25 protein-coding genes are annotated in these 26,922 nt (G+C 42.3%); 22 read left to right on the forward strand and 3 right to left on the reverse strand.

Features of this window, described 5'->3' with window-relative positions; translation table 11 throughout:
* Positions 1–99 precede the first annotated feature (99 nt).
* On the forward strand, positions 100–858 hold the full coding sequence (gene trpA / locus JQM81_RS11900) for a tryptophan synthase subunit alpha (protein WP_235233954.1): 759 nt from the start codon (positions 100–102) through the stop codon (positions 856–858).
* A gap of 63 nt (positions 859–921) precedes the next feature.
* Here trpA and pepT read toward each other — a convergent pair whose 3' ends face one another.
* On the reverse strand, positions 922–2,139 hold the full coding sequence (pepT, locus tag JQM81_RS11905; protein ID WP_235233923.1) for a peptidase T: 1,218 nt from the start codon (positions 2,137–2,139) through the stop codon (positions 922–924).
* Positions 2,140–2,287: 148 nt separating this feature from the next.
* Here pepT and JQM81_RS11910 point away from each other — a divergent pair, with 148 nt between their 5' ends.
* From JQM81_RS11910 to lgt, 14 genes are all read left to right on the forward strand, one after another.
* A complete protein-coding gene (locus JQM81_RS11910; protein ID WP_235233924.1) occupies positions 2,288–3,763 on the forward strand; it encodes a UDP-N-acetylmuramoyl-L-alanyl-D-glutamate--2,6-diaminopimelate ligase in 1,476 nt (491 codons plus the stop codon).
* Entirely contained in the window at positions 3,753–5,981 is a 2,229-nt protein-coding gene (gene priA / locus JQM81_RS11915) for a replication restart helicase PriA (RefSeq protein WP_235233926.1), read from the forward strand. Before JQM81_RS11910 ends, priA begins: the two co-directional genes overlap by 11 nt.
* Positions 5,982–5,994: 13 nt before the next feature.
* Positions 5,995–6,465 carry a peptide deformylase gene (gene def / locus JQM81_RS11920; protein ID WP_235233928.1) on the forward strand — a complete coding sequence of 157 codons (471 nt, stop codon included), beginning with the start codon at positions 5,995–5,997 and terminating at the stop codon, positions 6,463–6,465.
* 3 nt (positions 6,466–6,468) lie between these two features.
* Positions 6,469–7,407 carry a methionyl-tRNA formyltransferase gene (fmt, locus tag JQM81_RS11925; protein ID WP_235233929.1) on the forward strand — a complete coding sequence of 313 codons (939 nt, stop codon included), beginning with the start codon at positions 6,469–6,471 and terminating at the stop codon, positions 7,405–7,407.
* A gap of 121 nt (positions 7,408–7,528) precedes the next feature.
* Positions 7,529–8,230, forward strand: a complete 702-nt coding sequence (locus tag JQM81_RS11930) for a zinc metallopeptidase (RefSeq protein WP_235233930.1) — start codon at positions 7,529–7,531, stop codon at positions 8,228–8,230.
* A gap of 54 nt (positions 8,231–8,284) precedes the next feature.
* Positions 8,285–9,595: a 16S rRNA (cytosine(967)-C(5))-methyltransferase RsmB gene (gene rsmB / locus JQM81_RS11935; protein WP_235233932.1), complete on the forward strand. Its 1,311-nt coding sequence runs from the start codon at positions 8,285–8,287 to the stop codon at positions 9,593–9,595.
* Positions 9,588–10,658, forward strand: a complete 1,071-nt coding sequence (gene rlmN / locus JQM81_RS11940) for a 23S rRNA (adenine(2503)-C(2))-methyltransferase RlmN (RefSeq protein WP_235233933.1) — start codon at positions 9,588–9,590, stop codon at positions 10,656–10,658. The genes rsmB and rlmN overlap by 8 nt, the downstream gene beginning before the upstream one ends.
* Positions 10,636–11,379, forward strand: coding sequence for a Stp1/IreP family PP2C-type Ser/Thr phosphatase (locus JQM81_RS11945; protein ID WP_235233934.1), 744 nt, complete (start codon positions 10,636–10,638; stop codon positions 11,377–11,379). The genes rlmN and JQM81_RS11945 overlap by 23 nt, the downstream gene beginning before the upstream one ends.
* On the forward strand, positions 11,373–13,430 hold the full coding sequence (gene pknB / locus JQM81_RS11950; RefSeq protein WP_235233935.1) for a Stk1 family PASTA domain-containing Ser/Thr kinase: 2,058 nt from the start codon (positions 11,373–11,375) through the stop codon (positions 13,428–13,430). The genes JQM81_RS11945 and pknB overlap by 7 nt, the downstream gene beginning before the upstream one ends.
* 30 nt (positions 13,431–13,460) lie before the next feature.
* Positions 13,461–14,339 (forward strand): ribosome small subunit-dependent GTPase A, encoded by an 879-nt coding sequence (rsgA, locus tag JQM81_RS11955; RefSeq protein WP_235233937.1) that lies wholly within the window; start codon positions 13,461–13,463, stop codon positions 14,337–14,339.
* 1 nt (position 14,340) lies between these two features.
* Positions 14,341–15,003, forward strand: a complete 663-nt coding sequence (rpe, locus tag JQM81_RS11960; RefSeq protein WP_235233939.1) for a ribulose-phosphate 3-epimerase — start codon at positions 14,341–14,343, stop codon at positions 15,001–15,003.
* On the forward strand, positions 14,996–15,667 hold the full coding sequence (locus tag JQM81_RS11965) for a thiamine diphosphokinase (RefSeq protein WP_235233940.1): 672 nt from the start codon (positions 14,996–14,998) through the stop codon (positions 15,665–15,667). Before rpe ends, JQM81_RS11965 begins: the two co-directional genes overlap by 8 nt.
* Positions 15,668–15,725: 58 nt before the next feature.
* Positions 15,726–16,826 (forward strand): redox-regulated ATPase YchF, encoded by a 1,101-nt coding sequence (gene ychF / locus JQM81_RS11970; RefSeq protein ID WP_235233942.1) that lies wholly within the window; start codon positions 15,726–15,728, stop codon positions 16,824–16,826.
* A gap of 17 nt (positions 16,827–16,843) precedes the next feature.
* Positions 16,844–17,701, forward strand: a complete 858-nt coding sequence (gene lgt, locus JQM81_RS11975) for a prolipoprotein diacylglyceryl transferase (protein ID WP_235233943.1) — start codon at positions 16,844–16,846, stop codon at positions 17,699–17,701.
* A gap of 50 nt (positions 17,702–17,751) precedes the next feature.
* Here lgt and nagB read toward each other — a convergent pair whose 3' ends face one another.
* Complete coding sequence (nagB, locus tag JQM81_RS11980; protein ID WP_235233944.1) at positions 17,752–18,489, reverse strand: glucosamine-6-phosphate deaminase; 738 nt, start codon at positions 18,487–18,489, stop codon at positions 17,752–17,754.
* A 285-nt stretch (positions 18,490–18,774) separates the two neighbouring features.
* On the opposite strand from nagB, the gene JQM81_RS11985 reads away from it, so the two are divergent.
* The 7 genes from JQM81_RS11985 (at position 18,775) to nagA (ending at position 25,543) form a co-directional block, all read left to right on the forward strand.
* Positions 18,775–19,461: an N-acetylmannosamine-6-phosphate 2-epimerase gene (locus JQM81_RS11985; protein WP_235233945.1), complete on the forward strand. Its 687-nt coding sequence runs from the start codon at positions 18,775–18,777 to the stop codon at positions 19,459–19,461.
* Between the two features lie 62 nt (positions 19,462–19,523).
* Positions 19,524–20,444: a dihydrodipicolinate synthase family protein gene (locus tag JQM81_RS11990; protein WP_235233946.1), complete on the forward strand. Its 921-nt coding sequence runs from the start codon at positions 19,524–19,526 to the stop codon at positions 20,442–20,444.
* A gap of 48 nt (positions 20,445–20,492) precedes the next feature.
* Positions 20,493–22,001, forward strand: a complete 1,509-nt coding sequence (locus JQM81_RS11995; RefSeq protein WP_235233947.1) for a sodium:solute symporter — start codon at positions 20,493–20,495, stop codon at positions 21,999–22,001.
* 14 nt (positions 22,002–22,015) lie between these two features.
* On the forward strand, positions 22,016–22,465 hold the full coding sequence (locus JQM81_RS12000) for a YhcH/YjgK/YiaL family protein (RefSeq protein ID WP_235233949.1): 450 nt from the start codon (positions 22,016–22,018) through the stop codon (positions 22,463–22,465).
* 121 nt (positions 22,466–22,586) lie between these two features.
* Positions 22,587–23,474, forward strand: coding sequence for an ROK family protein (locus tag JQM81_RS12005; RefSeq protein WP_235233956.1), 888 nt, complete (start codon positions 22,587–22,589; stop codon positions 23,472–23,474).
* Positions 23,475–23,488: 14 nt separating this feature from the next.
* Entirely contained in the window at positions 23,489–24,334 is an 846-nt protein-coding gene (locus tag JQM81_RS12010; RefSeq protein WP_235233950.1) for a MurR/RpiR family transcriptional regulator, read from the forward strand.
* An 18-nt stretch (positions 24,335–24,352) separates the two neighbouring features.
* Positions 24,353–25,543, forward strand: a complete 1,191-nt coding sequence (gene nagA, locus JQM81_RS12015; protein ID WP_235233952.1) for an N-acetylglucosamine-6-phosphate deacetylase — start codon at positions 24,353–24,355, stop codon at positions 25,541–25,543.
* A gap of 17 nt (positions 25,544–25,560) precedes the next feature.
* Here nagA and JQM81_RS12020 read toward each other — a convergent pair whose 3' ends face one another.
* Complete coding sequence (locus JQM81_RS12020) at positions 25,561–26,880, reverse strand: hypothetical protein (RefSeq protein WP_235233953.1); 1,320 nt, start codon at positions 26,878–26,880, stop codon at positions 25,561–25,563.
* Positions 26,881–26,922: the final 42 nt, after the last annotated feature.

Genomic DNA, 26,922 nt, shown 5'->3' on the forward strand with positions numbered 1-26,922 from the left:
TAATCAATCGGCTTCGCCGCAAATTTTGAGCGATTTGTCAAGCGTTTTTTGCAAAAAAGTGGGTGATTTTTTGAGATAAGGGTCGGAAAGCCTTATAAAATCAGGGCTGAAGATTCCGAGAAGTTATCATTTATTACAGGAGGGGATCCGTCCCTTGAAATTACCAGACAATTGCTGATTGCCATGCAGGAGGCAGGTGCCGATTTGATCGAGATCGGAGTTCCATTTTCCGATCCCATTGCTGAAGGTGTCGTCATTCAGGACGCTGATGAACGGGCATTGAAAGCAGGATGTACAACAGATAAGTTATTTGACATGGTAAAAGAAGCCAGAAAAGAAGTGACCGTGCCAATGGTATTTATGACCTATATCAACCCAATCTATACCTATGGCAAAGAGAAATTCATGAAACGCTGCGTAGAATGCCAGATGGATGGAATCATTGTGCCGGATATGCCGTTCGAAGAAAAGGCAGAACTTGCAGACATCTGCGAAGAATACGGCATTGACCTTATCTCCATGATTGCACCGACCTCCGAAGACCGAATCGCCGCCATCGCCAGAGAAGCCAAAGGGTTCCTCTACTGCGTATCCTCATTGGGAGTCACAGGCGTAAGAAGCGAGATCAAGACAGATGTCGGAGAGATGGTATCCATGGTAAGACAGGTGAGCGATATTCCTTGCGCAGTTGGATTCGGAATTTCCACACCAGCACAGGCCGCCAAGATGGCAAGCGTATCCGATGGGGCCATCGTAGGCTCCGCCATCGTAAAAATCGTGGCACAATACGGCGGAGAATGCGTGCCAAAAGTTGCAGAATATGTAAAAGAAATGAAAAAAGCCGTTGCCCAAGTGTAAAAAGGGACACGGCAAAATGAATCTGGGACGGGGGAAAATGAAAAAACCCCCGTCCCCTGGAAACTATTTTGTGTACAACGTCACTAATTCGGTGATCATATCGACTGTTTTATCCATGCCTTCTACGGTGATGTGTTCGTATGGCCCGTGGTAAGCATGACCGCCGGTCCCAAGGTTCGGGCAAGGCAGTCCTCGGAAGCTTAACTGGCATCCGTCTGTGCCTCCGCGGATTGGAATTATAAGTGGAGTGATTCCGGTGTTTTCGCATGCGGTCTTTGCATTGTCCACCAAGTGCATGCAGTTGGCGATGATTTCTGCCATGTTCTTATACTGATCGGTGATGGTAAGCGTAACGGTTCCTTCGCCCCATTTCTCGTTCAGATTCTTTTCGATGAGTCTTAAGGTATTCTTGCGGGCTTCGAAGAAGTCTTTGTTGTGATCTCTTACGATGTAGTTTAACTGTGCTTCTGCGCATTCGCCGGACATACTGGTCAGATGATAGAATCCTTCGTAATCTTCTGTTCCGCGTGGTGTCTCCATGCCAGGTAATAAGCTGTTGATCTCCATGGCAACCAGGCTTGCGTTGATCATGGTGTCCTTAGAAGTACCTGGATGTACGTTGAATCCTTTGACGTCGAACTGTGCTTTGCATGCATTGAAGTTCTCGTACTGAATCTCACCTTCTGTAGAACCGTCCATGGTGTAAGCATAATCAGCGCCGAATCTTTCTATGTCAAAATGTGATGCACCGGTACCAATCTCTTCATCTGGTGTAAATGCAACACAGAGTGGTCCGTGTGGAATCTTCTCTGTCTGCAGACGCTCGACCAGAGTAAGAATCTCTGCGATTCCAGCCTTGTCATCAGCTCCGAGAACAGTGGTTCCATCGGAGGTGATCAGTGTGCGCCCTTTCAGGTCTTTTAAGTGGCTGAAAGTAGCTGGGCTTAAGACGAGTCCGCTGTCACCGAGAGCCAGTTCTTCTCCGTCATAGTTTTCGGTAATGACCGGAGTGATGTCGTGATCGCAGAAATCAGAGACCGTATCCATATGTGCGATAAAGCCGAGGGCTGGTTTGTCCTCATATCCTGCAGTAGCAGGTAATTTGCCATAGAGATAACACTGGTCATCCAAATAGACATCCGTTAATCCTAATTCTTTCATCTCTGCTTCCAGGATACGAGCAAGATTGAATTGGCATGTGGAAGACGGAACTGTCTCGCTGTTCTCATCGCTTGGTGTTCTTACCACCACGTATTTTAGTAATCTTTCATACGCTTTCAAAATTACATTCCCCTTTTCTTATCATATTCTATATAGTGTGAGATTATTTCACCAGATAATTATAGCACAATTTCATCTTTGCGACATCCATAAATGATGTTATACTATATAAATAATACGAAAGTCACAGAGTAGGAGGCAAAAGATTATGAAGTTAACCCAGCTGTTGGAACGTTTAGAATATGAAGTGATTCAGGGAAATGATAAGATAGAAGTTACGGAATTGATCAATGATTCCCGTAAGGTATCAGAAGGAAGTGTATTCGTCTGCATTACAGGTGCAGTATCAGATGGACATCAATATATAGAAGAGGTCGCTGCAAAAGACGCGGCAGCAGTTATAGTGGAAAAGGAAGTAGAAGCGCCAGAAGGACTTACCGTGATCCGGGTGGAGGATACCAGATATGCACTTGCACTGATGTCGGCAGCATATTTCGGCTATCCGGCTGAGAAGCTGAAAGTTATCGGAATTACCGGAACAAAGGGAAAGACGACTACCACTTATATGGTGAAGTCTATTCTGGAAGGTGTTGGACATAAAGTAGGCCTGATTGGAACGATTGAAGCAATCATTGGAGAAAAATGTATCCCGGCGAATAATACGACACCGGAATCCTATACGATTCAGAAGTATTTTGCGGAAATGGTGGAAGAAGGATGTGACAGCGTGGTCATGGAAGTATCCTCTCAGGGGCTGATGCTGCACAGAACGGCAGGTATTCCATTTGAGATCGGAATATTTACAAATCTTGGAGAAGATCATATCGGACCGAACGAACACAAAGATTTTGAAAATTATAAGCGGTGCAAAGGATTGTTGTTCAAGCAATGTAAAATTGGAATTGCCAATGTAGATGACCAGTGGTTCGAAGATGTATTTCAGGGGGCAACCTGTGAGATTGAGACCTTTGGTTTCTCTGAGAAAGCAGATCTTCGGGCAACGGATGTAGAACACATATCAAGACCAGGATATCTGGGAGTGAACTATCATGTCAGCGGTCTGATGGATTTTGATGTGGAGATTGACATTCCAGGAGAGTTTAGCGTATATAATTCATTAACAGCAATTGCAGTGTGCAGACATTTTGATGTCCCTGTAGAAAATATCAAAGCCGCACTTAAAGTGGCAAGGGTAAAGGGAAGAATTGAGATGATCAAAGTATCCGATGACTTTACTTTGATGATTGATTATGCGCACAATGCAATGGCACTGGAAAGTCTTTTGCATACATTGAGAGATTATAACCCGGGCCGTATTGTTGCGGTATTCGGCTGTGGAGGAAACCGTTCTAAGACGCGCCGGTATGAGATGGGAGAAGTTGCCGGGAAGATGGCAGATTTTACAATCATCACATCCGATAATCCGCGGTATGAGGAACCACAGGCAATCATAGATGATATTATTATCGGTATGAAGAAGACTGATGGAGAATATATCTCAATCTGTGACAGAAAAGAAGCGATTAAGTACGCAATTGCAAATGGACGCCCGGGAGATGTCATCGTATTGGCAGGTAAGGGACATGAGACTTACCAAGAGATCAAAGGTGTGAAGTATGACATGGACGAACGTGTGTTGATCCAGGAAGTACTGGAAGAGCTTAAGGAGGAAAATGTACGCTGATATTATTATAGATATTACGCATGAAAAATTAGATAAAGTATTCCAATACCGCATCCCCTCTTCGCTGGAGGGGATGCTTGAGATTGGAACAGAAGTTGTAGTCCCATTTGGAAGAGGCAATAAAGAGACCAAAGGATATGTGATTGGGTTCTCTGAAAAAGCAGAATATGATACGTCAAAGATCAAGCAGATCCTGAAGGTGGCAGAGGGAAGTGTTGCGATTGAAGCAAAGCTGGTTGCACTGGCAGCATGGATGAAGGATTATTATGGAGGGACTATGATTCAGGCGCTGAAGACGGTCATCCCCATCAAGAAACAGGAACACGTCCGAGAAAGACGGCGAATCTGTCTTTTGCTGAATCAAGAAGACGGGAAGAAGCAGCTGGAGATTTATCTTCATAAGAATCAAAAAGCCAGGGCAAGGCTTCTTGCAGCACTTCTGGATCAGCCGGAGCAGGACTATGATCTGCTGACAAAAAAGCTGAATGTAACCAGAGCGGTGGTCAGGGCGTTAGAAGAACAAAGCGTGGCGGCGCTGGAGTCTGAGAAAGTCTTTCGTAATCCCGTTCGTTATAAAATACAGGAAAAAGAATCCGTAATATTTAATGAAGAACAGCAGCATGCGATTGACACCTTCTGGGAAGAATACAGCCAGGGAGTTCGTAATACGTATCTGGTGTATGGTGTGACCGGAAGCGGTAAGACGGAAGTATATATGGAGATGATTGCCCGGGTTATGGAGCAGGGAAAACAGGCAATTGTATTGATTCCGGAGATTGCGCTGACTTATCAGACGGTTATGAGGTTCTACAGTAGATTCGGAGAGCGGGTGTCTATTCTGAACTCCAGGATGTCACAGGGAGAACGTTATGATCAGATGGAACGTGTGAAAGCAGGAGAAGTGGATGTCATGATCGGTCCGCGCTCCGCATTATTTACTCCGTTTCCCAATCTTGGGCTGATTGTCATAGATGAAGAACATGAGACGACCTATAAGAGTGAGCAGGTGCCACGTTATCATGCAAGAGAGACAGCTCTAAAGCGTGCCGAGATGGAAGGAGCCAGTGTAATACTTGGATCAGCAACACCATCGTTGGAATCATTTTATGCATGTAAAAGTGGTCGTTTCCGACTTCTGGAGCTGAAAAAACGTGCAGGTGCCCAAGAGCTTCCAGAGGTGTATGTGGAAGATATGCGAAAAGAGTTAAAATCAGGGAATCATTCTATCTTAAGTGAACATCTGAAAGAGCTGATAGAATCCAGATTGGAGCAGAAAGAACAGATTATGCTTTTTTTGAACCGAAGGGGATATGCGGGCTTTATTTCTTGCAGAGCCTGCGGATATGTAGTAAAATGTCCTCATTGCGATGTGTCTTTATCCGCCCATCGGAATGGAAAACTGGTGTGCCATTATTGTGGGCATGAAGAACCTCAGATTAACATATGTCCTTCTTGTGGTTCTTCTTATATTGGAGGTTTTAAAGCGGGGACTCAGCAGGTGGAAGAGATGGTGAAGAAGCAGTTTCCTAAAGCCAGAGTCTTGCGGATGGATATGGATACGACAAGAAGCAAGGACGGACACGAAAAGATTCTGGAAACATTTGCAAATGAAGAAGCAGATATTCTGATTGGTACGCAGATGATCGTTAAAGGACATGATTTTCCGAATGTCACATTGGTGGGCATTCTGGCGGCAGACATGTCTTTATATTCGAATGATTATCGGGCAGGTGAGCGGACGTTTCAGTTGCTGACACAGGCGGCAGGTCGTGCAGGGCGTGGAAAGAGTAAAGGGGAAGTCGTAATACAGACCTATAGTCCGGAACATTACAGTATTCAGATGGCAGCAAGGCAGGACTATGAAGGCTTCTACGATGCGGAAATGAATTATCGTGAATTAATGGGTTATCCCCCGGTAGAACAGTTGTTGGCAGTTCTGATGACCGGACCTCAGGAAGAGATGCTAGAACTGGCAGCGAAGTATCTGAAAGAATTTGCTCTGAGAGTAGATAAGAATCGAACATTGCAGATCATTGGTCCAGCACGGCCTTACGTGGCGAAGGTCAGTGATATCTATCGAAGGGTCCTGTATCTGAAAGGAGAAGATTATCGTTTCCTGATAGAAGTAAAAAATCTGATGGAACAGTATATTGAGATAAATAAGGGATTTCAGTCACTTCGAATTCAGTTTGACTTTAATCCTATGAATGTTTTTTAAAGGAGAGAACAATATGGCAACAAGAAAAATCAGAGAGATTGGCGATGAAGTTTTGACAAAACAATGTAAAGAAGTAACGAAGATGACGCTTAGAACAAAGATATTGATCAACGATATGCTGGATACCATGTATGAGGCGATGGGAGTAGGACTGGCAGCGCCACAGGTAGGTATCTTAAAAAGAATCGTTGTAATTGATGTGGGTGAAGGTCCGATTGTATTGATTAATCCAGAGATTCTGGAGACTTCTGGAGAACAGACCGGAGAAGAAGGATGCTTGAGCGTACCTGGGAAATCAGGTGTTGTGACCAGACCAGATCATGTGAAGGTAAAGGCGTTGAATGAAGATATGGAAGAGATTGAATTGGAGGGCGAAGGCCTTCTGGCAAGAGCATTCTGCCATGAAATTGATCATCTGAGCGGAAAGCTCTATGTGGATATGGTAGAAGGAGAACTTCATGATACCACTTATGAGGAGGAATAGCAGATGAAAGTCATATTCATGGGAACACCAGATTTTTCTGTGGGAACATTGGAGGCACTGATTGAAGCAGGACATGAAGTGGTTCTGGCAGTTACGCAGCCGGATAAACCGAAGGGACGCGGTGGGAAGATGCAGTATCCGCCTGTGAAAGAAGTGGCGCTGGAACACGATATTCCAGTGTTTCAGCCAAAGAAGATCAGAGATCCTCAGAGCATTGAGGAATTAAGAAAATATGAGGCAGATGTCATGGTAGTTATTGCTTTTGGTCAGATCCTGCCAAAGGAAATTTTGAAAATGACGCCATATGGATGTATCAATGTACATGCATCGCTGCTTCCAAAATACCGTGGGGCAGCTCCGATCCAATGGGCGGTGATCAATGGGGAAAGAGTATCAGGAGTTACCACTATGCAGATGGACGAAGGTCTGGATACCGGCGATATGATCATGAAGACAGAAGTTGTGTTGGATGAAAAAGAGACTGGCGGGAGCCTTCATGATAAGCTTGCCCTGGAAGGTGCAAAGCTGTGTGTCCACACGCTGAAGGCATTGGAGGAGAAGACAGCTGTATGGGAGAAGCAGGAAGACAGCCCGACCGAATATGCCAGAATGCTGGATAAGAAACTGGGCGATATTGACTGGACGAAGGATGCGGCATCTATTGAACGTCTGATCCGTGGACTGAATCCATGGCCAAGCGCATATACTAAGTGGAATAGTAAGATCATGAAGATCTGGGAGGCAGATGTTCTGGAAGGACAGACGGATCAGATGCCGGGAACTATTGTGAAAGTAGAAAAAGATGGTTTCTGTGTGCAGACAGGAACGGGCCTCATCAAAGTATTGTCGCTGCAGATTCCAGGGAAGAAGCGAATGGATGCAGGCGCATTTCTCAGAGGTTATCCAATGGAAGAAGGAACGGTATTGTCCTCTGGTATGTAATGAAGATATCTAAGAAAATCCTTAACAATTGTTAAAAATATATGAAAAATGGGTATTTTGCGCAATTCGTGATATAATCTAAAGAAATAATTGAAATAGCGTAAAACTGGAGGCTTTATTTATGTATTATCCAATGTATTTTGATCCAACTTATATGTTAGTGATTCTTGGCGTAATCATCTGTATGATGGCTTCTGCAAAGATGAATTCTACATTTAATAAATATTCCCGTGTGCGGAATCATTCTGGCATGACAGGAAGAGAAGCGGCAGAAGAGATCTTAAGACGTGCCGGAATCTATGATGTCAGAGTGGAACATATCTCTGGAAATCTGACGGATCATTATGATCCAAGGTCAAAAGTGCTGCGTCTGTCAGATGCGACTTATAATTCAACATCTGTTGCAGCAATGGGAGTTGCAGCACATGAGTGTGGACATGCGGTTCAGCATGAGACGGGATATGTTCCATTAAAAATCAGAGGTGCACTTGTTCCAATTGCTAATTTTGGAAGTACCATTGCATGGCCACTGATTATTATCGGACTGTTTTTTAACAGCCGTTCTTCTGCATTGTTTCTGAATCTTGGAATTCTGGCATTTTCATTGGCCGTTTTGTTCCAGATCGTGACATTGCCGGTGGAATTCAATGCATCCAACCGTGCAATTCGGGTACTCGGAAGTAGTGGAATGTTATATGAAGATGAAGTAAAGGCAACGAGAAAAGTATTGACAGCAGCAGCGCTTACTTATGTTGCAGGTGCGGCGTCTGCAATTCTTCAGCTGCTCCGTATCATATTGCTGACGGGAAACCGAAGAGATTAAGAGAGAATAATTGGATCCCGTACAGAATGCGGGAAGGAATGTGGAGGAAAAGTTATGGCAGCATCGATTGGCGGGCGCGAACTTGTGCTTGAAATACTGCTTCAGATTACGAGGGATGGGGAATACAGCCATATTGCCTTGAAGAATGTTCTTGATCAATATCAATATCTGGATAAAAAAGAGCGTGCGTTTATCACGAGAGTGGTAGATGGCACGCTTGAACACATGATAGAAATCGACTATATCATCAATCAATTTTCCAAAGTAAAAGTGAATAAAATGAAACCGGTGATTCGGACCATTATGAGAAGTGGTGTTTACCAGTTAAAGTACATGGACAGCGTGCCTGATTCAGCAGTTTGTAATGAAGCGGTAAAACTGGCAGAAAAACGCGGGTTTAAGACATTAAAAGGATTTGTCAATGGTGTGCTGCGCAATATCAGCAGAAATCTGTCAGATATTGTATATCCTTCGGAAGAGAATCTGTTTCAGTACCTTTCAATCCGTTATTCGCTTCCGGAATGGATCTTGAAACAATGGCTGTCAGTTTATGATGAAAAGACAGTTTGTGAGATGGCTGAAGAATTCTTGAAAGAAAAACCTCTGACGGTTCGCTGTAATCTGGATAAGATCTCAAAGGAAGAATTAATATGTCTGCTACAGAAAGAAGGCGTTAATGTCCAAGAGAGTCCGTCTCTTCCTTATGCACTGTATCTTTCGGGATTTGATCATCTTGCCGGACTACATAGTTTTCAGATGGGTTATTATCAGGTGCAGGATATCAGTTCCATGCAAGTGGCAGAATGGGCGTCACCACAACCAGGAGACTATGTCATTGATGTGTGTGCCGCACCTGGTGGAAAATCGATGCATATTGCAGAGTGTCTGAAAGGAACTGGTCACGTAGAAGCACGGGATCTGACCGATTATAAAGTATCTATGATTCGTGAAAATATTGTACAAAGTGGCTTGCCTAATATAGAAGCTGTGCGTCAGGATGCTCTTGAATTGGTGAGTGAAACTGTCGGAAAAGCAGATATTGTTATAGCAGATCTTCCGTGTTCGGGGTTGGGGGTTCTGGGCAAGAAACCAGATTTGAAGTATAAGATGACAGAGGAGATGACAAAAGAACTGGCAGCATTTCAGAGACAGATCTTATCCGTAGTACATCAATATGTGAAACCGGGTGGTAAACTGCTATATAGTACTTGTACGATTCACAGGGAAGAAAATGAGAGAAATGCAGAATGGTTCGCCAGAGAATATCCGGAATTTTGCCTTGTAAAGCAGAAGCAGATGCTGCCGGGAAAAGACGAAGGCGACGGATTCTATATTGCAATGTTTCAAAAGGAGAGTCATGAATAAGAAGGATATATGTTCTTATAATTATGAAGAATTAAAGATAGAAATAGAGAGCATAGGGGAAAAAGCTTTTCGCAGCAAACAGATCTATGAATGGCTGCATGTAAAGCTTGTTGATTGCTTTGACGAGATGACCAATCTGTCAAAAAAGTTAAGAGAAAAATTAGAAGAGAACTACGTGATTCCTACAGTGAATATGATTGATCATCAGATATCCAAAGTGGATCCTACAGAAAAGTTCCTTTTTGAATTGTCAGATGGTAATATGATAGAAAGTGTTCTGATGAAATATAATTATGGCAATTCCGTGTGTATTTCTTCACAGGCCGGGTGCCGTATGGGGTGTAGATTCTGTGCTTCTACGATTGGAGGACTGGAGCGGAGTCTGGCACCGTCAGAGATGCTAAGACAGATTTATCAGATTCAGAAGATGACAGGAGAACGGGTATCCAACGTGGTGGTGATGGGAACCGGTGAGCCATTAGATAACTATGATAATTTTGTGAAATTTATTCATATGCTGAGCGATGAACACGGCCTGAATATCAGCCAGCGCAATATTACAGCTTCTACTTGCGGCATTGTACCGAATATGAGGCGCCTGGCAGAAGAAGGGCTTCAGATTACTCTGGCATTATCGTTACATGGTTCCAGTCAGGAAAAAAGAAAGAGATTGATGCCAGTAGCAAATAAATATGAATTACAAGATGTATTGGAAGCATGTGACTATTATTTCCAGAAAACAGGGCGAAGAATTACTTTTGAGTATAGTCTGGTGGAAGGTGTGAATGATCAGCCGGAGGATATCCGGGAACTGACTTCTATATTAAAAAAGAGAAACTGTCACTTGAATCTGATTCCGGTGAATCCGATCAAGGAGCGGGATTATAAGAAGCCAGACAGGAAAAATGCTCTGGAATTTAAAAATAAACTTGAAAAAAACGGAATTAATGTTACTATAAGAAGGGAAAGAGGCTCAGATATTGATGGAGCCTGCGGCCAATTGCGCAGAAGGCATGCGGCAGCGGATGAAGGAGAAGCGAATGAAACTATATGCAATGACTGATGTAGGCAGAAAACGTGAAGTCAACCAGGACTACGTATATGTAACGGACAGCCCGATAGGACCGTTTCCGAATCTTCTTGCGGTAGCCGATGGAATGGGAGGCCACAAGGCAGGAGATTTTGCGTCCAAATATACGGTGAATGTGTTGATCGATGAATTGAAAAATACACCATTAGATAAGCCTGAAGAGATTCTGCGTAATGTAGTCGGTATTGCAAATCATAAGCTGATCGAGGCCGCGTCCACGGATATTAAGCTGGAAGGAATGGGAACAACACTGGTAGTAGCAACAGTTGTTGGCAATACATTATATTTTGCCAATGTGGGAGACAGCAGACTCTATTTGATCAATGATAAGATCCGGCAGATATCTAAGGATCATTCTCTTGTGGAGGAGATGGTAAGGCTGGGAGGAATTAAGGCAGAAGAAGCCAGAAATCACCCAGATAAAAATATCATCACAAGAGCCATAGGAGTAAAGGAAGATGTAGAGGCAGATATCTATGAATATCGCCTGAAAAAGGGTGATTTCATACTGATGTGCACCGATGGGTTGAGTAATATGGTAGAAGATGAAGACATGTTTGATATTGTGAAAGGTGCCAGAGATATTGTAGAAGCGGTGCAGATGTTAATCGAAAAGGCAAATAGTAATGGTGGGAGAGATAACATAGGGGTTGTTATGGCAGAGCCACTTGCGGATGAGGTGAATATATGGTAAAAGATGGTATTTTTCTTGGAAAGCGATATGAGGTGCTGAGTAAGATCGGGGCAGGTGGGATGGCCGATGTCTATAAAGGCAAAGACCAGATGTTGAATCGTTATGTGGCAATCAAGGTTTTAAAGAAAGAATATAAGGAAGATGAGAATTTTGTGCGTAAATTCCGCTCAGAGGCTCAGGCAGCAGCTGGGCTTATGCATCCGAACATCGTAAATGTATACGATGTTGGAGAAGACCGGGGGCTGTATTATATGGTCATGGAACTGGTCGAAGGAATTACGTTAAAGGAATATATTGAGAAAAAAGGAAGATTATCTCATAAAGAGGTTATCAGTATTGCTATTCAGGTATGTACAGGTATCGGAGTGGCTCATGCGGCAAATATTATTCATCGTGATATTAAGCCGCAGAATATTATTATATCAAAAGATGGGAAAGTAAAAGTAACAGATTTTGGCATTGCGAAGGCTACTACATCTAATACAGTTAGTTCTAATGCTATGGGATCTGTTCATTATACATCTCCAGAACAGGCTCGTGGAGGATTCAGTGACCAGAGAAGTGATATCTATTCTATCGGTATCACTCTTTACGAGATGGTGACTGGGCAGGTGCCGTTTGACGGAGATTCTACCGTGTCAGTAGCTATTAAGCATCTTCAGGAAGAGATTACTCCGCCTTCAGAAATTGTGCCGGATATTCCGTATAGTCTGGAACAGATCATATTAAAGTGTACACAAAAGAATAGTGAGAGAAGATATAAGAATACCAATGAGCTGATTCGGGATCTGAAGCGGTCTTTGGTAGATCCGGATGGAGATTTCGTTGTGATTCCTCCTCTTCGTAATGCTGATACAGTTATTATTACAGATGAAGATCTGGATGATATCAGAAGCTCTTATGACGAAGATGACGATTATGATGAAGATGATTACGACGAAGATGATTATGATGAGGATGACGACGATTATGACGAATATGAGGATGACGAATATGATGATGAGTACGATTCCAAGCATGGCAAAAAAGGAAAAGACTCTGATGATGTCAATCCTCGTATGCGGAAGATTACAAAGATTCTGACGATTGTTGTTGCAATCATTATTATATTTATTCTGGTATTTTCCATTGGAAAGGCCGCAGGCGTTTTTAAATTTGGACCAAGTCTTATCTCGGAAGATTCAGAAGAACAAGTAAAAGTTCCGAATGTAGTCGGTATGACAGAGGAGCAGGCAAAGAAGGCGCTGAATGAAAAAGGACTTGGCTTCAAAGTTGTTGAGCGAAAAGAATCCAAGAAGTATGAAGAAGGAACCGTATGTGAACAGAAGACGGAGGCAGGAAAGAAAGTTGCCAAGAATACAACGATTCAGGTAGTTGTAAGTTCAGGTCTTATTGGAGATGAAATAACAGTACCGGACGTAAGTGGTATGAGTGAAGATGAAGCACAGAGTGCATTGGAAAAAGAAGGATTCAAGAAGATATCCTCCGAGTTTGAGTACAGTGACAGTGTGGCAGAGGGTGATGTGATTGGAACGACACCTGCAGCGAATTCAAAAGCGACCAAGGATACTGAGATTGTCATGAAAGTAAGTAAAGGTGCTGAGAAGAAGACCGTTCCGAATGTAGTGGGACAGCAAGACGAAGATGCACAGAATGCAATTAAGAGTGCAGGTTTGAATGTTGGTACAGTAACGTATGATTATAATGACAGTGTTCCGAAAGGTCAGGTTGTATCCCAGAGTGTGGATGGCGGTAAGAAAGTGGCAGCAGGAACCAGTGTGGGACTTGTAGTCAGCAATGGACCGAAACCAGACGAAAGAGTAGATGTTCAGAATTTTGTGGGAAGATCAGAAAGTGATCTGACGAGTTGGGCTTCCGGCAACGGACTTTATACAAGCCGAACTGGCTCTCAGACCAGTGATACGATTCCAAAAGGTGCGATTATCTCTCAGAGTCCGTCTTCTGGAAAAGTTGATAAAGGTGGAACCATTACTTATGTGATCAGTGACGGACCATCACAGGATCAGGGCGGCTCGGAAGGTATAGAATAAGCACAGAGACTAAAAGCAGATAGGATAGAGATGCAAGGAAAGATAGTAAAAGGAATTGCCGGATTCTACTACGTACACGTAGTAGAATCCGGTGTTTATGAATGTAAAGCCAAAGGAACTTTTCGAAAGGATAAGATTAAACCGCTGGTAGGAGATAATGTTGAGATAGAAGTTCTGGATGAGAGCGAGAAGACTGGAAATATTATTGCCATACTTCCTCGCATGAATGAGCTGATTCGTCCGGCAGTTGCCAATATTGATCAGGCTCTGGTGGTGTTCGCAATTACAAAGCCGAATCCACATTTTAATCTTTTGGATCGATTTTTGGTGATGATGGAAAGTAAAGAGATTCCAGTGGTGCTGTGCTTTAACAAAGAGGACATTGCCGAGGATCCGCAGGTCAAAGAATTAAAGCAGATTTATGCGAGATGTGGATATCCGTTAATATTTACCAGTGCTTTGAAAGAAAAGAACATTGACAGCGTTCGAAAGGTTTTGAAGGGAAAGACAACAGCTATTGCAGGCCCTTCTGGTGTTGGCAAATCTTCAATTATTAATATTTTACAGCCAGAAGCCAATATGGAGACCGGAACTATCAGTAATAAGATTGAGCGCGGAAGGCATACGACAAGGCATTCGGAATTGTTCCCGATTGATGAGAATTCTTACATTATGGATACTCCTGGTTTTAGCTCGCTGTATGTCAACGATTTTGAAAAAGAAGAACTGAAATATTATTTTCCGGAGTTTGCAAAGTATGAGGGAATGTGCCGTTTTCATGGATGTGATCATGTTCATGAGCCGGGATGTGCAGTAAAAGAGGCTGTAGATGCGGGAGAAATACACAGAATACGATATCAGAATTATATAGAGATGTATGAGGAACTGAAGAGTAAGAGGAGGTATTGATATGGACTATATATTAGCTCCATCAATTTTGTCGGCAGATTTCAAGGTGTTGGGCCAGGAAATGCAGAAGACAGCAGAAAACGGTGCCAGATATCTGCACTTTGATGTAATGGATGGAATGTTTGTACCCAGTATATCTTTTGGGATGCCAGTGCTTGCATCGATTCATAATGCAACGAATCAGTTGATGGATGTGCATTTGATGGTACAGGAACCGATTCGTTATATTGAGGCTTTTCAAAAAGCGGGTGCGGATCTTGTGACGATTCATCTGGAGGCATGTGAAGATGTAGAGGCAACGATTACAACCATTCATGAATGTGGGATGAAAGTTGGCTTGTCTATTTGCCCGGAGACAGATGCAGAGATGGTTCTGCCGTATTTATCAGAAATAGATATGATATTGGTGATGAGCGTTCATCCGGGATTCGGAGGACAGAAATTTATTCCGGAATCATTAGAGAAAATACGTAAGATCCGTGCTATGATGGCAGAACGTGGATTATCCGTGGATATTCAGGTGGATGGGGGGATCTGCCTGGCAAATGTACGGGATGTATTAGATGCGGGAGCGAATATCATTGTTGCAGGGTCAGCTGTGTTTAAGGGAGATCCAGAGAAGAATACCAAAGATTTTATGGAGATACTGAATAGTTATGAGTAAGAGAATTGTAATTGTGAGTGGGGGAGAACTGAATGAGAATTTTGCTCTTTCTATTCTGAGAGAGCAGGAAGGGGAATGTATCATTGCTGTAGACAAGGGAATGGAATTTCTTTATCTACATCAGATTATGCCAAGCTATATTGTGGGAGATTTTGACAGTGTGAAGAAAGAAATCGGTGACTATTACCGGAATGAAACGAATGTACCGATTCGCGAATATAATCCAGTTAAGGATGCGTCCGATACTGAGATTGCTATCAGACTGGCGATGACTCTTGGATGCAGCGAGCTGATAATCCTTGGAGCTACAGGAGGCAGAATCGATCATCTGTGGGCGAATGTACAGAGCCTTATGATTCCGTTTAAGGCAGGGATCGATGCGAAGATTATAGACAGTCAGAATCTAATCCGCCTGATTGGAGATGGAGAGACGCATTTGAAGAAGGAAGAGGCATTCGGTCCATATTTTTCTGTATTTCCATTAGGAGAAGAGGTTTTTGGATTTAATATCGAAGGAGCCAAATATCCATTGCGTAATCATACGCTTTCGCCTTGTAATAGTCTCTGTGTCAGCAATCAGATCGCAGAAGATGTTGATGAGGTTGTAATCAGTTTCCCGGCGGGAAATGTAATCTTGATGCAGACCCGTGACAAGCGCGAGTAAAAGTGATACACTATTGTGTATTCGTGAGAATAGAGAACAAGAAGAGAGGACGAGATAGATGAAATTAGGAATCGTAGGATTACCAAACGTAGGGAAAAGTACGTTGTTCAATTCATTGACAAAAGCCGGAGCAGAATCTGCAAACTATCCATTCTGTACCATTGATCCAAATGTCGGCGTTGTAACTGTGCCTGATGAAAGATTAAATGTACTGGGAGAGATGTATCATACCAAGAAAATCATACCGGCTGCAATTGAGTTCGTTGATATTGCAGGATTAGTAAAAGGTGCTTCCAAAGGAGAGGGACTTGGGAACCAGTTCCTTGCCAATATTCGTGAAGTTGATGCGATTGTCCATGTAGTGAGATGTTTTGAAGACAGCAATATTGTTCATGTAGATGGAAGTATCAATCCATTACGTGATATTGAGACTATCAATCTGGAATTAATTTTCTCTGATCTGGAGATACTGGAACGTAGAATTGCCAAGACAACAAAGGTTGCAAGAAATGATAAAGCTGCAGCAAAGGAATTGGCATTGTTGGAGAAGATTAAGGTACACCTGGAAGAAGGAAAACTTGCGAAGACATTTGACGATGTAAGTGATGAAGAGGAAGAAGAATGGCTTGCAGGATATAATCTGTTGACATATAAACCAGTCATCTATGCTGCAAATGTTGCAGAAGATGATCTGGCAGATGACGGTGCTTCTAATGCCGGAGTAGAAGCTGTCCGTGAATATGCGAAGGAAGAACAGAGCGAAGTGTTCGTTGTGTGTGCACAGATTGAGCAGGAAATTGCTGAATTAGAAGATGATGAGAAGAAGATGTTCCTGGAAGATCTGGGATTAACGGAATCTGGCCTTGAAAAATTAATTAAAGCCAGCTATAAATTACTGGGGCTGATTAGTTACCTGACTGCAGGTGAACCAGAAGTGCGTGCATGGACGATTAAAAATGGAACCAAAGCACCTCAGGCAGCAGGAAAGATTCATTCCGATTTTGAACGAGGATTTATTCGTGCTGAAGTAGTATCCTATGATGATCTGATTGCTTGCGGCAGTCATAATGCAGCAAAAGAAAAAGGACTGATCAGACTGGAAGGAAAAGATTACGTTGTAAAAGACGGAGACATTATGTTATTCCGTTTTAACGTATAAGGAAGGAAGAATGAAAAATGCATAAAACAATAGATTTTCCGAATATTGGGATCCACTTGGAATCCGTTGGGGATCATATTACAGTATTTGGATTCGATATTGCATACTATGGCATTATTATTGGAATTGGCATTCTGGTCGGTCTGCTTATCGCAGTTGCAGAGGCAAAGCGGACAGGTCAAAAGGAAGAAGATTACTATGATCTGGCAATCTATGCAGTGATTTTTGCAATCATAGGTGCCAGAGCATATTATGTTATTTTTTCCTGGGATATGTATAAAGACGACCTGTTAAGTATATTGAATATTCGTCAGGGTGGTCTTGCAATCTATGGAGGTGTGATTGCAGCAGTTATAACGGTCTTGATTTTTGCAAGGATCAAGAAGTTATCGGCACCGCTGCTTATGGATACTGCAGGTCTTGGACTTGTGGCAGGACAGATGATCGGACGATGGGGAAACTTCTTTAACAGGGAGGCTTTTGGAGAATATACGGATAGCCTGTTAGCGATGCAGCTTCCAGTGGATGCAGTCAGAAGTTCTGATATTACGGAATTGATGAGAGAGCACATGGAGACTGTGGATGGTGTATCTTATATCCAGGTTCATCCGACTTATTTGTATGAGTCACTTTGGTGTATGATGGTTCTGATCATAATGTTGCTGTACCGAAAGCATAAAAAATTTGACGGGGAAGTATTCCTGGTGTATCTTCTGGGATATGGACTGGGAAGAGTCTGGATTGAGGGTCTGAGAACAGACCAGTTACTGCTTCCGGTAGTGGGATTACCAGTATCACAGATCCTGGCCGGAGTGATCGTGGTTGTGTCAACAATATTGATAATATATCATCGATGGAAAGTAACGAAAGAATAATAAAAAACAGCAGAAGCATTGTAATTGATTACGATGCTTCTGCTATTTTTTTACGCTAATTCAGTGAGGCAGGAGAGAGCGGCTTCGTCAGCTACGATGGTTACATCGTTGTGGAGCTGGAGGATGGAGGCTGGCACTTCCGGAGTGATTGGGCCGTAGAGTACTTTTTCGAGTATCTGGGCCTTGTCAGCGCCGCTTACGATGACCAGGATCTTTTTTGCCTGCATAATATTTTTGATTCCCATGGTGTATGCCTGGCGTGGTACTTCTTCCTCAGAAGCAAAGAAACGCTTGTTGGCTTCTATGGTACTTTCTGTCAAGTCTACGCAGTGTGTTTCGCGTTCGAAAGCAGCGCCTGGTTCATTGAAGCCGATATGACCATTGTGCCCAAGTCCCAGAAGCTGTAGATCAATACCACCGGATGTGGCAATTATATGATTGTAATCAGTACAAGCCTTCTCTGAATTGACCTCAAGTCCATTGGGAACGAAAGTGTGAGCTTTGTCAATGTTTACATGATTGAATAGATTCGTGTCCATAAAATAGCGATAGCTCTGGTCATTTTCGGGGGAGAGACCTTTATATTCGTCCAGATTGATGCTGGTTACATGAGAGAAGTCAAGGTCTCCTTTGTTATACCACTCAATTAATTGGCGATAAGTTCCTACAGGTGAAGAACCGGTGGCAAGTCCCAGTACACAGTTGGGTTTCATAATAATCTGTGCAGAAATAATATTTGCAGCTTTACGGCTCATGTCTTGATAATCTTTTGCTCTGTAAATAATCATAGTTTTTATCCCTTTCTTTGAATAGTTCATATCTTTTGTGTTCAGTATAACAATCATCCTGTACTTTTCAAGGGAAATGCGTGGAATTGAAGTTACTTTCACAAATGGAAAGAAACAACCTGAAATTGTGCAATTTCACTAATTGAGTACTACTAAAATTGGCTAAAAATCAACCCTGTTTTGAAAAGGATGAAAGAACTTTCAGAACATAGATATGTTATTGAAAATAAAAACGGAGTTGGTATACTTGGTTTCAGCAAGGCAAACAAAGGAAGGAGAACGAAGATGAAAGAGTGTATAGAACAGATAAAAGGCAAATTGATTGTATCATGTCAGGCATTACCGCATGAACCGTTACATTCTTCTTTTATTATGGGAAGAATGGCGGTTGCAGCGAAAGAAGGCGGTGCTGTGGGAATTCGCGCGAATACAAAAGAAGACATCCAAGAAATACAGACTCAGGTCGATCTTCCGATTATTGGAATTGTAAAAAGAGATTATGACGACAGTAAGGTGTACATCACTCCGACAATGAAAGAGATTGAGGAGTTAATGGAAGTGAAGCCAGAGATTATTGCGATTGATGCGACAGAGGCACTTCGACCGGGAAATGTTACATTGGATGAATTTTATTATCAGATTAGGGAGAAATATCCGGATCAGCTTCTAATGGCAGATTGTTCAACTGTGGAGGAAGCAATTCATGCAGATGAGCTTGGATTTGATTTTATCGGAACTACGATGGTCGGATATACAGAACAGAGCAAGGGAGATAGAATCGAAGCAAATGATTTTGAAATCTTAAGAAAAATTGTGGCACAGGTAAAACATCGTGTGATTGCAGAAGGTAATATCAATACTCCGGAGAAAGCAAAAAGAGTTATTGAGTTGGGAGCATTCAGTGTTGTGGTTGGTTCTATCATTACAAGACCACAATTGATTACAAAATCATTTGCTGAGGCACTGGAATAGAAAAGCGGGCTTAATATTTTTCACATAAAACAAGAATAATAAAAAGAAAAGGAGAAAGAATTATGAAAAATCTTGACAAGTACAAAGGAGTCATTCCGGCATTTTATGCATGTTATGACAAGGAAGGAAATATCAGTCCAGAAGGAGTGCAGGCTCTGACAAGATATTTCGTAGAAAAAGGGGTAAAGGGTGTATATGTTAACGGATCTTCCGGAGAATGTATTTACCAGAGCGTGGAAGATCGTAAGATTGTCCTGGAAAATGTGATGAAAGCAGCAGAAGGGAAATTGACAGTCATTGCCCATGTAGCGTGCAACAATACCAAAGACAGTATGGAGCTTGCAAGACATGCAGAGAGCCTTGGGGTAGATGCAATTGCGGCAATTCCTCCGATTTATTTCCATCTTCCTGAATATGCGATTGCACAGTACTGGAATGATATCAGTTTGGCAGCACCAAATACAGACTTTGTCATCTATAATATTCCGCAGCTTGCAGGAGTAGCACTTACGATGGGATTGTTTGCAGAGATGAGAAAGAATCCAAGAGTCATTGGTGTAAAGAATTCATCTATGCCAGTGCAGGATATTCAGATGTTCAAACAGGCAGCAGGAGAAGATTATATCGTCTTTAATGGTCCAGATGAGCAGTTTATCAGTGGACGTGTTATCGGAGCAGAGGGCGCTATCGGCGGAACATATGGTGTTATGCCAGAGTTATTCCTGAAGATGGATGAGTATGTAAAAGCAGGAGATATGGAGAAAGCAAGAGAGATTCAATATGCTGTAGATGTAATTATATATAAGATGTGCTCAGGCCATGGCAATATGTATGGCGTGATCAAGGCAATTCTTAAGATTAATGAAGGACTGGAACTTGGAGGAGTCAGAGAACCATTGTCGGCACTGATTGAGTCTGATATGGCAATCGTTGAAGAGGCTGCAAAGATGATTCGCGATGCAAAAGAAGCGTATCTCGCATAAAAAATATCAAAATCAGACACGAATGAGAATATAGGAGGAGAGAATAGAATGCAAGGTTTTACAGTAATAGATTTGGCGATCTTGATTGTGTATCTGGCAGCAGTATTGTTAGCAGGACTTCATTTCGCCAAAAGGGAGATGAAGGGAAAAGAATATTTTAAGGGAGATGGAACGGTACCGTGGTGGGTAACTTCTGTTTCTATCTTCGCAACGTTGTTAAGTCCGATATCCTTCCTGTCACTGGCAGGAAATTCATATGCAGGGACATGGATCATGTGGTTTGCTCAGCTTGGAATGCTTCTGGCAATTCCACTTACCATTAAGTTCTTCTTGCCAATTTACAGTAAACTGGACATTGATACCGCATACCATTATCTGGAATTAAGATTTGGAAGTAAAGGACTGCGTGTGTTAGGGGCTGTGATGTTCATCATTTATCAGGTAGGGCGTATGTCTATTATCATGTACCTGCCATGTATGGTACTTTCCAGTCTGACGGGCATTAATGTGAATCTGCTGATCGTAATCATGGGAATTATCGCAATCATTTATTCCTATACAGGTGGATTGAAATCTGTACTTTGGACAGACTTTATCCAGGGTTCTGTGTTATTGATCGGTGTAACTTTTTCGCTGTTCTACCTGTTAGCACATATTGATGGAGGAATTGGAACAATCTTCCATGCTTTTGCAACAGAGCATAAGTTCCTGGCAGTAGATCAGCCAATCTTCAATCCGAATATCCTAAAAGACAGTGTGTTTATTATGATTGTCGGAGCCGGATTTAATACCATGGGATCTTATGTATCAAGTCAGGATATTGTACAGCGTTTTACAACAACCACGGATACGAAGAAGTTAAATAAGATGATGCTGACAAATGGTGGATTATCTATCTTCATTGCAACTGTATTCTATCTGATTGGTACTGGATTATACGTATTCTATCAGCAGAATGCATTACCGCCGGCAGCAGCACAGGATCAGATCTTTGCATCTTACATTGCATTTGAACTTCCGGTGGGATTCACAGGACTTCTTCTGGCTGCCATCTACGCAGCAGCACAGTCCACATTGTCTACAGGACTGAACTCTGTGGCAGCAAGCTGGACGCTGGATATTCAGGCACGTTTGTCTAAGAAGGAATTGAGTTTTGAGAAACAGACCAAGATTGGTCAATATGTATCCCTGATTGTTGGTATTTTTGCGATCGTAGTATCTATGGTACTTGCAAATGGCGGCGTGAAGTCTGCATATGAATGGTTCAACGGATTTATGGGACTGGTACTTGGAATTCTGATAGGAACATTTATCCTTGGAGCATTTACAAAAGTGGCAAATACATTTGGGGCAACACTGGCATTTATTGCAGCATCTGCAGTCATGGTAGGAATAAAATATTTTGTACCGGCAGAAGATGTTACTATCTGGTCATACTCCATTATCTCAATTGCAGTATCTCTGATAGTAGGAATTCCTGCAAGTATGATCTGGAGAAAGGTGAAAGGAGATACTTCTGAGCCTGCGAAGTACACAACCATTTACACTTCAAAATAAAAGGAGAAGTTGAGATGATATACGGAAATATTCATAATATGGAAGAGTTTTCTTGTCTGGAAGAGAAGATCAAAGAATGCTTTGTATATGTAATGGAGCATGACATGGCGGTATATGAGAAAGGGAGCCATGAAATTGACGGAGAAAGTTTCTTTGTAAACGTAGTAGAATATACCACAACTACACCAGAGGAGCGTTTTTGGGAAGCACATAAAAAATATCTGGATGTACATGTGATGATCCATGGAACGGAGCAGATTGATCTGAACTTTATTCAGAATATGGAACAGAAGGAATTCGTGGAAAAGGATGATTTCCTTCCATTAGAAGGGGAAAAGAAAGCATCGGTTATCTTACAGGATGGCGATTTCCTGATCTGTTATCCAAGTGACGGACATCGTACTGCGGTTGCCGTGGATGGACCAGAGACGATTAAAAAAGCTATTTTTAAAGTATTAATATAATATTTACAAAAGGCAAATCGGAGAAGAATCCAGGATTTGCCTTTTTGTAGTAACTGCTCAGCTGTAGATTGCGCAATGAAAAAGAATATATTATAATGAAAGGACAAAAGCCAGCAAAATGATAAAAAAATATGTAAGTATAGATATCGGCGGTACTGCGATGAAATATGGGCTTATCAGTGAAGAAGGAGTTATTCTTGCCCGGAGTGAACAAAAGACAGAGGCTTATAAAGGTGGAGCGTCTATTCTTGAAAAAGCTGTCAGGATTGTGGAAGGATTTTTGAAGAGAGAAGAGATTAGCGGCATCTGTATCTCCACTGCAGGTATGGTCGATACGATTAAGGGTGAGATATTTTATTCAGCACCTCTGATTCCCAGATACGCGGGAACCAAATTTAAAGAAACTATGGAACGGAAATTCGGAATTCCCTGTGAAGTGGAAAATGATGTGAATTGTGCCGGACTTGCAGAATATATGTCTGGTGCATCAAAAGGATGCCATAGTGCACTGATGTTGACTGTCGGAACAGGGATTGGGGGCTGTATTGTATTAAATGGCGAGATTTACCATGGATTCAGTAACAGTGCCTGCGAGATTGGTTATATGCATATGGCAGGCAGTGATTTTCAAACAATGGGTGCTGCCAGCATATTGACGAGAAAAGTGGCAGAGTGGAAGAATGAATCGGAAGAAAATTGGAACGGTTATCATATTTTTGAAGAAGCAAAAAAAGGGGATGAATTGTGTAACAAAGCAATCAATGAAATGGTGGATGTATTGGGACAAGGCATCACGAATGTTTGTTATGTGATTAACCCGGAGATCGTCGTACTGGGCGGTGGAATTATGGCACAGGAAGAGTTCCTGAGAAAGAAGATTGAAGATGCCGTGAGTTGGTATTTAATTCCAAGTATTGCTGCTCACACAAAGATTGCATTTGCAAAACATAGAAATGACGCAGGTATGTTGGGGGCATTTTATCATTTTCAAAATTGTCATAGGAGATAAAGGGTGAAGATACAATGGAGTACTATGTAAAATCTGTAGTTCCAATCATAGAATCAAATTATGATAACTTTACAACTGTGGAAAAGACGATTGCAGACTTTTTCATTTATAATCGTAAGAAGGTAGATTTTTCTGCGAAAGCAATTGCAGAACGGTTATATGTCTCAGAGGCATCACTCTCCCGCTTTGCTAAGAAATGTGGCTATCGGGGCTATCGAGAGTTTGTGTATCAGTATGAAGAGACATTTGTTGAAAAGCAGGAATCCATGACGGGAAATACGAGAATGGTATTGAATGCATATCAAGAGCTTCTGAATAAGACTTACAATCTGGTGAATGAGGCTCAGATTGCCAGAATCAGCAGATATTTGAATCAGGCGGAACGAGTCTTCGTATGTGGCAAGGGAAGTTCTGGTCTTGCTGGCGGTGAGATGGAACTGCGTTTTATGAGAATCGGTGTAGACATTGATTCGATTCGGGATTCTGATTTGATGAGGATGCAGGCGGTATTTCAGGACAAACGGAGTTTGGTATTTGGAATCAGTATCAGTGGTGAAAAGGAAGATGTCTTGTATCTTTTGTATGAGGCACACAGAAGAGGGGCTAAGACGGTACTTTTGACGGCCAAGAATAAAGGGATCTTTGATGAATTTTGTGATGAGGTAGTGCTTCTTCCATCTTTGCGGCATCTGAATCATGGAAATGTAATATCACCGCAGTTCCCGATTCTGGTTATGCTTGATATTATCTATTCCTATTATGTGGAACAAGATAAATTTGAGAAAGAAATTCTTCATGATAACACTTTGCGTGCATTAGAAGAAGGAAGCAAAATGCATCAAAATATTCAATCATTATAATTTAGTGGGAGGAACAGCATGATTATCAAAAATGTAAAGGTGTATACGGAGGAAAAGACTTTTTCTGATGGGATAATCTATATCAAAGATGGGGTATTTGATAAGATTATTATCTCTGAAACATCTCCGGTGAATGTGGATTCACTGAGAAATCTGGAGGGTGATTTGGATGAAGTGATTGATGGACAGGGGGGCTATGCTATCCCGGGGTTGATCGATCTACATTTTCACGGATGTAAAGGGTACGATTTCTGTGATGGCACCAAAGAAGCAATTGCAGAAATTGCAAAGTATGAGGCTTCCATTGGAGTAACAGCTATTGCACCGGCAACGATGACGCTTTCGGTGGAAGAGCTGGAGAGAATTCTTGCAGTTGCAGCATCCTACAAAAAGGAAGCAGAAGTAAGTGGAACACAGGGCGCAGATCTGATTGGAATCAATATGGAAGGGCCATTTATCAGTCCGGCCAAAAAAGGGGCACAGGACGAGCGGAATATCATCCCATGTGATTCGGATATCTGTCAGAGATTTCTGGACGCGTCCGAAGGACTGGTGAAATTCGTCGGAATCGCGCCAGAATGCAGTGAAGAATCGGTACATTTTATTCAGCAGATGAAGGACAAAGTCCATATCTCTTTGGCACATACGAATGCTGATTACGATACTGCTATGGATGCATTTCAGGCAGGAGCAAATCACGCTGTACATCTGTACAACGCCATGCCATCATTTACTCATCGTGCTCCAGGTGTTATCGGAGCAGTGGCAGACAACAAGCATGTCAATGCAGAATTGATCTGCGATGGTGTGCATATCCATCCATCTGTTGTTCGTGCGACATTCCAGATGCTCGGCGCAGACAGAATGATTCTGATCAGCGACAGTATGCGTGCGACCGGCATGCCGGATGGACGTTATACTTTGGGTGGGTTAGAAGTTGATGTGGTCGGTAATCGGGCAACGCTCGTATCGGACGGTGCACTGGCAGGTTCCGCAACCAATCTCCTGGACTGCATGAGAACAGTAGTGAAAAAGATGGGAATTCCATTAGAGACAGCAGTTGCCTGTGCAACAATGAATCCGGCAAAAGCCTTGGGAGAATACGAAAATTATGGTTCAATTACGCCAGGGAAAAAAGGAAACGTTGTATTGCTGGATTCAGAGTTGAATCTGAAAATGGTTGTAAAGGAGGGGACGGAGGTTTTTTGATTTTCCTCCGTCCCCAATTATAGGTTGATGGTATAAATCTTGGTGGGGCGGCCGCGCATGTGACTGGATTTTTGGAAGGAGGTTGTTGCCACTCCGCAGTCTTCTAACTTTTGAAGAATCCGATTGGCGCCCCGCAGAGAGATGTGGAAGTTTTCAGCCAGATCTGTGCTGGTGATTTCGCGTCTTCCAAGCAATATTAAGAGCCGTGTAAGGCGATGGATTGTCATGGTTGACAGGGAGGATTGCTTGGCAATTTCTTGCATCCGTGGGGTGATGATTGTGCTGGTGATAGTACGGTTGTCGGCATCCAGAGGCCCAATCAGTTTCTGGTCTTCGTCCACCAGAAAGGAATCGCCTGAGATTCCGGATGAGATCAGGGCAGTCTGCGAATTGGTTATGGCTTCTTCTACGGTATTACCAATGCCATAGGAGATGTTCAGGTTAAAATCAATAGAATCATTCAGATAAATCGCAAGAAGGTTCTGTTTGAAGTCCGCAGTGATGTAAGACAGGACCGCTTTTTCTGTAAGGACCAGAGTTTTTTCACGCCGCTTTTGCAGGATAAAATCCAGGTCATTCTTATGAGCAAAATCCATCAATGCTTTTTGCAAAGAAATCTCTAAGCGCTCTGACCAGATGCAGTCTTTGGTTTCCTTTGGAGAAATGGAAATGACAGCAGGAGCATGGGCAGTTATTTTCTCGATTTTTATCTTGGCCAGCAGATGTTGCAGAACATCGCGGACATATTCATCGGTTCCTGACGCGAAGACACAAGGAATATGTAAATCTTTTAAGCGTGGAACCAGACTGCTGTAACGACAGATTACCAGATCAATCTGATCTTGTTCCCATAACTTTTGGATATGTTTTAGAGTAGAATCTTCTACAGTGTATAGTTCTTCCAGTGTAGCAACAGAAAGCCAGTGAGAAAAGTCTGGGAATGTATCCATGATGCTTTTATTATCCAGAAGACTTAGGACAGATGCCCGCGGTTCTACATTTACGAATACATCAAAAATAATCCGTTCAGGATCCAATGAACGGTTCTCAATCAACAATGTCAGAGGAATTCTGTAAAAGCTTTCATTATCTGTATCAAGAGAAAGGATTGGCTTGAGAGGTTTGTCAATAGCACGCTCTAATACAGTCTGAACGACGATTCCAGTGGTAAGAATACCATCTGCCCAGGATTCATTTTCCAGATAAATTGCTTTTAAATCCGCAAATTTTTCATACTCCACGAAGCGAAAACTGACATTTTCTGGTGGTTTCTTTAAAGTGTCTTTCATATATCTAACTAAATATCTTGAAGTAATAATAAGAATATGGTAGGTCATACCTGCACCTCCTGATTTACTTATTTATATTTTCTATTAAAG

It is taken from the genome of Faecalicatena contorta (assembly GCF_021531895.1).
In the GTDB taxonomy this organism is placed as follows: Bacteria; Bacillota; Clostridia; order Lachnospirales; family Lachnospiraceae; genus JAFBIX01.

Bases quoted from the DNA above. Each gene is read 5' to 3' on its own strand.
- JQM81_RS11965 (WP_235233940.1), top strand. From the start codon at position 14,996: ATGAGTAAGAGAATTGTAATTGTGAGTGGGGGAGAACTGAATGAGAAT.
- nagB (WP_235233944.1), bottom strand. From the start codon at position 18,489: ATGATTATTTACAGAGCAAAAGATTATCAAGACATGAGCCGTAAAGCT.
- JQM81_RS11930 (WP_235233930.1), top strand. From the start codon at position 7,529: ATGTATTATCCAATGTATTTTGATCCAACTTATATGTTAGTGATTCTT.
- JQM81_RS11990 (WP_235233946.1), top strand. From the start codon at position 19,524: ATGAAAAATCTTGACAAGTACAAAGGAGTCATTCCGGCATTTTATGCA.
- nagA (WP_235233952.1), top strand. From the start codon at position 24,353: ATGATTATCAAAAATGTAAAGGTGTATACGGAGGAAAAGACTTTTTCT.
- JQM81_RS12020 (WP_235233953.1), bottom strand. From the start codon at position 26,880: ATGACCTACCATATTCTTATTATTACTTCAAGATATTTAGTTAGATAT.
- def (WP_235233928.1), top strand. From the start codon at position 5,995: ATGGCAACAAGAAAAATCAGAGAGATTGGCGATGAAGTTTTGACAAAA.
- rsmB (WP_235233932.1), top strand. From the start codon at position 8,285: ATGGCAGCATCGATTGGCGGGCGCGAACTTGTGCTTGAAATACTGCTT.
- lgt (WP_235233943.1), top strand. From the start codon at position 16,844: ATGCATAAAACAATAGATTTTCCGAATATTGGGATCCACTTGGAATCC.
- priA (WP_235233926.1), top strand. From the start codon at position 3,753: ATGTACGCTGATATTATTATAGATATTACGCATGAAAAATTAGATAAA.
- ychF (WP_235233942.1), top strand. From the start codon at position 15,726: ATGAAATTAGGAATCGTAGGATTACCAAACGTAGGGAAAAGTACGTTG.
- JQM81_RS11910 (WP_235233924.1), top strand. From the start codon at position 2,288: ATGAAGTTAACCCAGCTGTTGGAACGTTTAGAATATGAAGTGATTCAG.
- JQM81_RS12000 (WP_235233949.1), top strand. From the start codon at position 22,016: ATGATATACGGAAATATTCATAATATGGAAGAGTTTTCTTGTCTGGAA.
- JQM81_RS11985 (WP_235233945.1), top strand. From the start codon at position 18,775: ATGAAAGAGTGTATAGAACAGATAAAAGGCAAATTGATTGTATCATGT.
- fmt (WP_235233929.1), top strand. From the start codon at position 6,469: ATGAAAGTCATATTCATGGGAACACCAGATTTTTCTGTGGGAACATTG.
- rpe (WP_235233939.1), top strand. From the start codon at position 14,341: ATGGACTATATATTAGCTCCATCAATTTTGTCGGCAGATTTCAAGGTG.
- JQM81_RS12010 (WP_235233950.1), top strand. From the start codon at position 23,489: ATGGAGTACTATGTAAAATCTGTAGTTCCAATCATAGAATCAAATTAT.
- rsgA (WP_235233937.1), top strand. From the start codon at position 13,461: ATGCAAGGAAAGATAGTAAAAGGAATTGCCGGATTCTACTACGTACAC.
- JQM81_RS11945 (WP_235233934.1), top strand. From the start codon at position 10,636: ATGAAACTATATGCAATGACTGATGTAGGCAGAAAACGTGAAGTCAAC.
- pknB (WP_235233935.1), top strand. From the start codon at position 11,373: ATGGTAAAAGATGGTATTTTTCTTGGAAAGCGATATGAGGTGCTGAGT.
- JQM81_RS11995 (WP_235233947.1), top strand. From the start codon at position 20,493: ATGCAAGGTTTTACAGTAATAGATTTGGCGATCTTGATTGTGTATCTG.
- rlmN (WP_235233933.1), top strand. From the start codon at position 9,588: ATGAATAAGAAGGATATATGTTCTTATAATTATGAAGAATTAAAGATA.